The sequence below is a fragment of the Candidatus Albibeggiatoa sp. nov. BB20 genome (assembly GCA_016744725.1).
Lineage (GTDB): Bacteria > Pseudomonadota > Gammaproteobacteria > Beggiatoales > Beggiatoaceae > Albibeggiatoa.
The window spans coordinates 1-10,141 of the sequence record JADGDW010000160.1; the positions used below are offsets into that span (position 1 = coordinate 1).

General features: G+C 38.4%; 9 protein-coding genes. 3 read left to right on the forward strand and 6 right to left on the reverse strand.

What is annotated here, in order from left to right; genetic code table 11:
* Positions 1–404: 404 nt before the first annotated feature.
* Positions 405–710: a hypothetical protein gene (locus ABXH34_RS15230; protein WP_353572740.1), complete on the forward strand. Its 306-nt coding sequence runs from the start codon at positions 405–407 to the stop codon at positions 708–710.
* A 251-nt stretch (positions 711–961) separates the two neighbouring features.
* On the opposite strand, the gene ABXH34_RS15235 is transcribed toward ABXH34_RS15230, so the two are convergent.
* From ABXH34_RS15235 to ABXH34_RS15255, 5 genes are all read right to left on the reverse strand, one after another.
* Complete coding sequence (locus ABXH34_RS15235) at positions 962–1,495, reverse strand: hypothetical protein (protein WP_353572741.1); 534 nt, start codon at positions 1,493–1,495, stop codon at positions 962–964.
* A 422-nt stretch (positions 1,496–1,917) separates the two neighbouring features.
* Positions 1,918–3,180 carry a hypothetical protein gene (locus ABXH34_RS15240; protein ID WP_353572742.1) on the reverse strand — a complete coding sequence of 421 codons (1,263 nt, stop codon included), beginning with the start codon at positions 3,178–3,180 and terminating at the stop codon, positions 1,918–1,920.
* Between the two features lie 206 nt (positions 3,181–3,386).
* Entirely contained in the window at positions 3,387–4,379 is a 993-nt protein-coding gene (locus ABXH34_RS15245; RefSeq protein ID WP_353572743.1) for a thiamine pyrophosphate-dependent enzyme, read from the reverse strand.
* A 61-nt stretch (positions 4,380–4,440) separates the two neighbouring features.
* Positions 4,441–5,619 carry a pyruvate ferredoxin oxidoreductase gene (gene porA, locus ABXH34_RS15250; RefSeq protein ID WP_353572744.1) on the reverse strand — a complete coding sequence of 393 codons (1,179 nt, stop codon included), beginning with the start codon at positions 5,617–5,619 and terminating at the stop codon, positions 4,441–4,443.
* Between the two features lies 1 nt (position 5,620).
* A complete protein-coding gene (locus tag ABXH34_RS15255) occupies positions 5,621–6,178 on the reverse strand; it encodes a 2-oxoacid:acceptor oxidoreductase family protein (protein WP_353572745.1) in 558 nt (185 codons plus the stop codon).
* Positions 6,179–6,387: 209 nt separating this feature from the next.
* On the opposite strand from ABXH34_RS15255, the gene ABXH34_RS15260 reads away from it, so the two are divergent.
* Both ABXH34_RS15260 and ABXH34_RS15265 read left to right on the forward strand, forming a co-directional pair.
* The gene (locus ABXH34_RS15260) at positions 6,388–7,437 is read left to right on the forward strand and encodes a LamG domain-containing protein (RefSeq protein WP_353572746.1); all 1,050 of its coding nucleotides are present in this window, start codon (positions 6,388–6,390) and stop codon (positions 7,435–7,437) included.
* Positions 7,438–7,663: 226 nt separating this feature from the next.
* Positions 7,664–7,855, forward strand: a complete 192-nt coding sequence (locus ABXH34_RS15265; protein ID WP_353572747.1) for a Panacea domain-containing protein — start codon at positions 7,664–7,666, stop codon at positions 7,853–7,855.
* Between the two features lie 97 nt (positions 7,856–7,952).
* Here the strand turns inward: ABXH34_RS15265 and ABXH34_RS15270 are convergent.
* Positions 7,953–10,141 (reverse strand): hypothetical protein (locus ABXH34_RS15270; RefSeq protein WP_353572748.1); only part of this gene is annotated, 2,189 nt, incomplete at its 5' end.

Genomic DNA, 10,141 nt, shown 5'->3' on the forward strand with positions numbered 1-10,141 from the left:
TCAGATAAAACAAAACTGAATGGAAGTGTTAAAGGCAAGAAAAAAGCCTTGTGTAAAGAATGTGGATATCAATATGTATTGGAAAAATCAGATTATTTTATCTCGTTCCTACATGCCATGTAGGAATGCAACCCAGACGCGCTGCGTCATGAAGGTATTCTCACAAAATTTGTGGGAACGAAATAAAGCTAATTAATAAGCTTCAATAAACCTATAGTCATAAAGTAAATATACATTATTGGTATTATAACTATTTGTAATTTTACTGGTTTTTGATAATTAGAAGTAAGCGCGGTAGGTTGGGTTAAGGAACGAAGCCCAACATTTATTGTTTAAGAAAGCTGCAATTTTGTTAAGCCTCCTTCGTCAGCACAACCTACCGCGCTACATTGTAGGAGATGTTTTTGGGAGAAATGGAAATAGTGAATACTAGGTTATTTATTGTCTCTGAGAAAAACTTCATTCTAGCTGATATAATCTTGTTAAAATATTCCCCTGATGTCGTAAATAACAATATAATATCGTTAGTTAAAGAAGCTGAAGAGAAAGCTATTGAACATGATTTTAGCAAAGTTTCTAGTTTAAATGCTCAACTTTGTATTCATGTAGTATCTGGTGATGTGGATTTAAGGCTTGGATTAAATTTATCAGAAAAAACTATTCAGATTTTATCTGAAAATAATCTGTCTTTGGATTTTGATCCATATTAACTTGTTTGTTTTCTCGTTCCTACGTTCTGCGTATGAGACATTATTTAACAGCCCATTATTTAAGCAGAATAGCGCGGTAGGTTGGGTTGAGGAACGAAGCCCAACATTTATTGTTTAAGAATGTGGCAATTTTGTTGAGCTTCCTTCGCCAGCACAACCTACGCGGGCTTAAATTGATAAACTCTGATAAACAAAAATTCAGTTGTCGATTTTTCAATGAGTTACGATTCTTACTCTTAATTCACATTGTACTATATAGATATAAGTCTCCTTAATCGAGCAACAACAAAAGGAGAATGTGAATACTCAATAATATTTGCCTTCTCACATAATGCAAGAGCATCAAGCAACTGCTCTTCTTTAAACAATGTAAATTCACCATTTACACTAGTCATTTCTAAATATGAGTAAAGTCCATTTATATCACATATATCCAGCCCTAATACTTTCCACTCCCAACCTTCTGGAAAATGAACTTCTTCTGATAAATATATAGCGTCCAAGGATGTTTTTAATATATCCAATGATATAAGCACTACATCACTTCTTTGTAAAATGAAACTTCCCAGTTTATTAATGTTTGCTTCATCTTTAAAAGAAAGTAATTGTAAACGATTTTGATACATTCCAAGCTCTGTCTTAGCATACTTAGATAATACCTCATCATCCAACCAAGCATCCACACTAATAGATGGTGTGAAACCAGAATATAATTTCTTAATTTCTAATCCAGCCGAAACAAATTTGCTCATAATACTAGTACGAACCTCTTTCTCCTCTTCCATGCTGCTCCCACCAAGTATCATAAATATAGCATGGCTTCATTAACAATTGCATATTCTCATCAAATTCAATAGAGTATGAATATTTCCAATGCCTTCTTTCATTCCAGATACATTTATTTTTCGATACTACTTCATTATGCCGCCAAGCGCGGTAGGTTGGGTTGAGGAACGAAGCCCAACATTTATTGTTTAAGAAAGCTGCAATTTTGTTGAGCTTCCTTCGTCAGCACAACCTACCGTGTTAAAATTATCCAATAGATTCTAATTGAGTATTTAACATGTTCACTGTTGTCTCGTTTCTACATGCCATGTAGGAATGCAGTCCAGACGCGCTGCGTCATGAATACACTTGACGTGACACGTGTTATGAAGGCATTCCAACAAAACTTGTAGGAACGAGATAAACTTATATTGAACTCAGATTAAACTGTTTTTCTATAACTAGAAAATATAGGGCGGATTTCAATTTCATCTTCTTTTAATTCCTTAAATGAACTTATTAATGTGGGTAAAAATGGAATTCCTCCTCCTATTGCTAATAAAATTGTCTCTATTCCAAGACTCTGTAAAGTAGATAATATCGTTTTACTCCTCCCTGTCTTATAACCATACATCTTTTCTAACTCATCAAATCTAATAGCAACCAGCCTGTCAATATCTGAAGGTTTTAACTTTCTCCATTCTTCAGTAACAAATTGTGCTAATGACTTTGGACTTTGGTGATGAAACTCCCCATATAAAAGCTGCTTTAATTCTTCCCTATCTCTAGGTGTAACCAGTGATGTGGTTAAATTGGCAAATTCTTTAGCATTTTCCTTGAGCATTTTTTTTGCGAAATATTCTGTCTCAGACTCTAACGTACTAACCTTTTTTGATAGAACTTTGACAAAAGATTCCATTATAGTACTTTCCACCTTAGAGGCATCTAACTTTGAAGCTGATGCAAAATAAGAAAACGTATTGTAATTAAACCCTTTAAGTTCACTAACTCTATTTCCATAACTCATAGTCGAATTTAAAATAGCAGCCCAAGTAAGTACACTTTTACAATCAGTAATAAAAGATTGTTTTTTTGTATCTGTGATATCCAAAACCCATATATTTTCTATTACCTGATATAAGTCTGATCTTGATACAACTTGAATGGAACTATTTATAAATGAGTTGATAGCAGCATTAGACTTGATTCCACCTTTAATATATTTAATAGAAACAGTAGTTAATAAAGATTTTATATGAATATTTAGATCTTTCTCAAATTGGTTTTTATTTCTATTAGAGCGAAAGAGGCAACTTTTCCATCCACATGCAGTTATTTTTTCTGCCCTTTCTTCAGTTCTTTTCTTGATCTTTTCTATATCAACTTTTGTAGTATATCTTTTACCCCTATCAAAAACAGTACCATCTCGAAATCGCCAATTAACTCGTTCTTCCAAACTACTATGGATATCCAAAGCAAGGCTAGCAGCCCCTGATTTCATTAGATTATATAAATAACCATCTTCACTAATGGCATCTTGAAAGTAAAAATCGTCTCCTTCAAAAAGTTCAGCAGGACGAACAATAATATGACCACCTATAAGGTGAGCAGATATTACTTTATTTTTTAATTCATTTTTGCTCTCTGACATGCTTACAGTAGCATCAGGAGAAGTATCCCAAAAAAATATCTGATCGTATTCCATATATTAGATTCTTGAATATTATTATGTTGTAGCGTGGTAGGTTGGTAGGTTGGGTTGAGGAACGAAGCCCAACATCTATCTTTCAATAAGGTTGCAATTTTGTTGAGCTTCCTTCGTCAGCACAACCTACACGGGCTACATTATCAGAATTTTGTAATGAGCGATTTTCTAGCCACCCAAAACAGGCAACTAGAAAACATCATCAATCAACCCCAACGTAAACCACCACGTTTAACCGTGTCCATGCCTTCGCTATCAAAATTATCTTTGTCACCACCGCGTAAACCATAAATTTCAATATTATGATTCGCAATCGCTTGAATATGTTCTAATTCCTGCTGAGCACGCACATCATCAGTAAATAAATGACGGAAACGTTGTTGTTGTTGCAAATACTCTTCTACAGGCTTAGGATTCCGGATCGGCACAGCACCGACCAAGCCGCCACGCTCCAACTCAATCATCGGAAATAAACCCGTTTCAACCGCCAATCGTGCCACCGCAATACTTTGATCGCCTTCATGACCCCAACCCAACGGACAAGGACAATGAATCTGCAAAAAGGTTGGACCATCAATTTCCATTGCACGGCGGACTTTTTTACGAATATCAGAAGGATAAGCCACCGATGTGGTTGCGGCATACGGAATGTGATGTGCGGCAACAATAGACACAATGTCTTTTTTCAAATGGCGTTTACCCATACGCTCTTTACCCGGTGGCGAAGTGGTTGTCATCGCAGCATGTGGAGTCGAGCTTGAACGCTGAATCCCCGTATTCATGTACGCCTCATTGTCATAACACACATACATCACATTATGACCGCGTTCCAACATGCCCGATAATGCCTGAAAACCAATATCAAACGTACCGCCATCACCACCCATCGCAATCACTTTAGTGGATTTACCTTGAGCCTTCATTGCCGCTTCCATACCTGAGGCAATCGCGCCCGTATTTTCAAACAATGAGTGCATCCAAGGCACACGCCATGCAGATTCTGGCCACGGTGTAGTAAAAATTTCTAAACAACCCGTGGCATTCGCCAACATCACGTCAGGGCCTGCCGACTCCATCACCAAACGCGCCGCCAACGCTTCACCACAACCCAAACAAGCACGATGTCCCGACTCCATGCCACGAAAACGAGGTTGCTTTGAACGTAAATCAGCAACAGGAATATTCACTTCTACATTCATCACACACCTCGCATTAATAATAATTGTTCATTGATAATTGTTAATTGATAACTGTTCATTGTTAGCGATCTTCCTCTGGCAATCGATCCAATTCCACATCAAAAATTTCAAATTGATTCGGAGTTGGATTGGTGCGTACTTTTTCCAATAATCGCGGTAAAATTTCCAGCGGAATATCGCGCCCGCCTAAACCGACTGTGAAATTATGTAATGTTGGAGGGTTTTCCATGCCTGCAATTGCGGATAACACTTCGATGCCGACAATGCCACCGCCACCGGGGGATAAGGCGCGTTCTAATACAATTAAATTATCCAAACCTTGACAGGCTTCGCGAATTGCTTCAACGGGAAATGGGCGAAAACTGCGTAATTTGATTAATTTGACAGGTTCTTCATTCGGTGGCGCATCGACTAGCGCGGCTTTCAATGTACCGAACACTGAGCCAATAACCAGAATCCCAATCTTGGCATCATCATCACCATAGGTTGAAACCAAACCGCCCGATTCTCGACCTGAAATCTTAGCCCACTCTTGATCCATCGCGACAATATCATCTTTGGCATTGAGCAAGGCTTGATGATGAGAATGACGTGCTTCACTATAATGGTCTGGAGAAATTAATGTGCCAACACTAATGGGATTGCGTGGGTCTAAAGTACGAGAAAATTTAAATTCAGGTAAAAATTGATCGACTTGCTCTTGCGTAGGAATATCAATCCCTTCTAAAGTATGAGTTAAAGTAAATCCATCCATACAGACCATCACGGGTAATTCGGTGGCTTCAGCAATTTTAAAAGCTTGAATCGTGGTATCAACCGCTTCTTGATTATCGGCACAATATAATTGAATCCATCCCGCATCGCGCACTGACATTGAATCTTGCTGGTCATTCCAAATCGATAACGGACTGGACACGGCGCGATTGGCACAGGTCAACACCAACGGCACACGCATTCCCGAGATATTAAACAGCACTTCTGCCATTAACAAAATCCCTTGCGATGCACTGGCAGTATAGGCGCGAGAACCTGCCATCGCTGCACCTAATACGACTGATGCGGCTGAAAATTCACTTTCGACGCTGACAAATTCACAGTTTAATTGACCATCCGCAACCAGTTTAGAAATGTTTTCTACAATATGGGTTTGTGGCGTAATCGGATAGGCTGCAATCACTTGAGGACGACATAATGCAACCGCTTGTGCAACAGCTTGAGAACCTTCTAAAGCTTGTAACATGTTACGCCTCCTTCCATTGATTTGCCGATACAAGTTCTGCCGCTTTGATAATTAAACTCAAGTTTTTATCTAATGTTGGCCCTTTGAATTTCTGTTGTAACACTTTCTGCAATGAGGCTTGTGACAAAATGCCTGTTAAAGCGAAAAAGGCGGCGAGTAATGCGGTGTTGGGTACAGGTCGCCCAAGGATTTCTTTGGCTAATGCGCCTGCGGGAATGGTTGTGATTTCGCGTTTAAATTCAGTGCTGGCCTCTTCACTACTGAGACTTGAGTTGACTAAAATTCTACCTTTGGGCATTAAGCCGCTGAGTACACCGGGGACGTGTAGTAAGGCTTGGTCTTGAATAATGAGGAAATCGGGGGCAGTGACTTGGTTACGTTGTAAAATGGGTTCATCATTAATACGGACAAATGCCATCACAGGTGCGCCACGACGTTCTGCGCCAAAATTAGGGAACGCTTGTCCATGACGACCTTCTTCAAAGGCAGCCATTGCTAACAAATATGCAGCAACAACATTGCCTTGCCCTCCTCTTCCATGTATGCGGATTTCAATCATGTCCTCATACTCCTTTGGTTGAATTTATTGGAGTGTTGTTTTAATTATTGTGTGTTGTCATTGTGCGAATAATCAGCGGAAATGTCTATAGTTAGTTTTGGAAATGGTGATTGGAGTATGATTAGATGAAATATTTGACAAACTTTACTGTCTTAAATGAGAACATCCATAAAATTTATAAATATTATCAATACTGGAGGTAGGTAGTTATGTTAAACAAAACATCTACGTTGGTTTTAACGAGTTTTCTGGGATTTGTAGCAGTTGGAAATGCCGTTGCAGATTTAAATGATGGCTTGGTTGCGTATTATCCGTTTGATGGGAATGCAGAGGATGCTTCTGGGAATGGGAATGATGGTACAGAATATGGTGATTTGAGCTATGTTACAGGTCAAATTGGTCAAGCAGTACAATTTGATGGACAAGACCATCATATCAATATTGGAAATTTGCTAAAAAATCAATGCCAATTCACTTTTTCTATATGGATAAATATCGATAAGATTGAAATAGATAGACCTGAATATTTTGGTATTTTCGGACAACAAGATTTTTCATATCCTTTTGCTTTCAACGATTATAATTTCTATGTTGGCAATAATCAGAATTACAGATCATTTGGTAGTTCATCTCATTGGGGTGATGGAAAGTATTTTGATAGTCGTGTCATACACCCATTATCAACTAATGAATGGCATTTAATAACTCAAACGTATGATGGAAATATATTAAGTCAGTTTGACAATGGGATTCTTGTCAATTCAATTGAGGTACAAGATAAGTGTATAGATAATGATTTTGATTTTTTAATCGGACGAACAGCAGCATATCCTGGATATTTATATACATCCAATTTTTCTGGCTTAGCGGATGATTTTCGTATTTATAACCGTGCTCTTTCCAATACTGAAATTCAACAACTCCATTGCCAAGAAAATGCTAGCTGTAAACCTTTAAGCGTAGACATTGCTGGTTTTTCTGGAAAATTTGACACTCAATCTACTGTACTGACATGGACTGAATTATCAGAGCATTTAGGCTTTAACATTTACCGCGCAGAGCAGCAAAATGGCAAATATATTAATGCCACTAAACTCAATAATTCATTGTATTCCAATCAAGGTAAAAGTGATGAGTACACATTTATTGATGATAGTGTTGTTGCAGGAAAAGCCTATTACTACGGATTAGAATCCATTGATCTTGCTGGTGAAGTCATTCGACATATGGATGATATTATTTCAATCACAACGGAATAATGAATTTAATTTTTTAGTTTGTATATGCAAGTACCTCTGATTTCTAAAGAGTGCTTGCATTTTTTATTTTGCAAATGATCCTTGGTCTAATCCTAATATCGATTTACTCAGTATAAACACAGATATTACTGACTTTGCATACTATTACGAATATAAAATTTATGGTAAATCAGATATTTAAGAGCCAGAGTCGTTTTCATTCGAGATAGAACCAAATGAACATCAAATGAAACTGATGCAGCTTATTCTAAACCATTATGGTGAGTTATCAGCCTCTCATTTAGAAACATTAACTCATCAAGAAAATCCGTGGAAAACTACAAGAGGAGAGCTAGAGCCAAGTCAGAAAGTGATACCTATGAATAAAATGACTCAATACTATGGTAGTTTGTTACAGCATACTTATACACTGATTTAATTCAAGTTTATCTGTAATTGGTTTTTGTAAAGTCATCTGAAAAGAAGCCAACATCCCTGTCAAGCTTCTTAAATCAACTGAACTTATATATCAACCATTAATGAGGCAAAGAGTGACAATGATTACAGCCGACTAAATCTCCTTTATTAAAACGAACTGTTCTACCTTCCACATTGAGCGCTCTGTCGACTGGCATTTTAGATAATACCGTCCCTAATAAATCCATACCATGACAAGCCTTACAACCTTCTTCATCTCGTTCATACATACGTTCATGCTGATGATCGATCCATCTTGGATCATTAACATTGTGCATACCATGAGGACCATTTGTGGTGATAGGTAAAGTGTTGTCATGGCAGGTTTGACACTCGATAATTGTGCCTGAATGTCCTTGTAGCTGAGTCGCGGTCACATTGTCATTGGCATCTTCATCAGGATTTTCCCAAATTGCATGGGTGCTACCATGACAACCTTCACAAGCAACCCCGCCATGCCCTTTACTATTGCGGAATAAGGTATTTTCATTTTCAGCAAAACGTTGATTTTCAGCTTTAATTGGTGAGGCTGATGCATCGCCTTCTAAATAAGTCTGAATTAAACGGATGCCGGCTGGATGTAATTTCATATTATCCGCATTAAGATGATTGACCGCATCACCTGTGTGACAAGATTGACAGCGAGGTGTATCAACCCAAGGTCTACGCGCGGCATTATCATTTTGTCCATCCAAACTACCACCCGCTAATAATGGATATTCGCCACCAACTGCAAGCATATCACCATGACAATCCTGACATTGTGCTGCTTCACTCATTGCGCCACGTTGACATTGGGTCTGAGTCCCCGGATGACATTGATAACAATCCTGTTGGGTTTTGCCGCCTGTTGGGAAAATACTTTGTCCATTTTGCTGCAATTTGCCATGATGTTGGTGCATGACTTGAGACATTGAAGGTAAATTCTTTTGTAAACCTTTTTTGCCTTCTCCCGCTAAATCTAATGCCGCTGAATAATGGCAAGAAGCACATAATACAGGGGTTTGTTGAGCCAATTGAGTTGCGTGTTCTGCATCATGTAAAAATACGATATTCCATTTTGCTTGCACTTCTAAATTAGTCTCATTTGACCATGTAATGCCTTCCTTAACAGTGGCAACCGCGCCAGTGGCATGACAGTTTTTACAGTCTGTTTCTTGTGCAACGGGAACAACAACATCGGTACTAGTCAAAAATGTACCTGTCTGTTTATCATGGGCACTGATGCGTAACATTGGATAAGGATTGGTATTGCCTGCATCGTCTATCGCAGTCATTGGAATACCCGCAGCTTGAAACCATTGTTGGGCTATTTCATAGTCAAAAGTGGGCGTTTCACTACTGTCGGCTGGCATATACTTGCCACTTAAGCCTTGTCCTTCTGGTAATTCGGTATTAAACAATTGATTTGCATATTGCCAAAAGTTAGTTTTACCCACGCTGTAACTATTAATTGAGCCTGCTGGATCAGGAATTGGTGAATAACGGATTTCGACTTCAGCATCAGATAATAATTCAGGTTCACGCCCTTGTTTCAATACTTGTGCATTAATCACGTTATAAGGAGGTAAAATTGAAAATACTGAATAATCTTCATCCATACAATGCATTCCTAAATCATTGAAAGCAAGTAAGGTATAAAATCCATCAACAACGCTAGATGGGACATTGGGGTCTGTTGTATTAGGAACACCATTATCATCATCGCCATCGTTATCATTATCGCCGTCGTTATCATGGTCGTCATCATCATCATCATCGCCGTCGCCGTCGTTATCATGGTCGTCGCCATCATCATCATCGTCGTCATTATCATCGTTGTCGTCGTCATCATCATCAGAGTCATTTTGCCCTGAATGTGAATCAACATTGAATTGCACACTATGTAAGTCGCCATACCAGTTAGAGGAATCTAATGGATTTGAATCTACCAAAGTGGTCAGTTGATACACGGTATATTGACCGGAAGGCACTTCATCAGCGGCAAATTTAAATATAGGATAAGAGCCACGCAAAGTTTGCCCACGTAGAAAAGGCTGTACTGTTGGGCTAAATCCTTCAGGTGAATAAAACCATAAAACCCCATCTAGTGCCACAGCAATATAAAGATCAGCCGTTTCATCTGTGTTAAATCGGACTTCTGCTTCTAACGTATCACCTGTGCTTAGCTCCGTTTTAGGGGCGTATAATTCACCAGCGTAAATAGGTGGTAGGTTTATAAAAAAACCTAATATTCCAAACAGTAAGA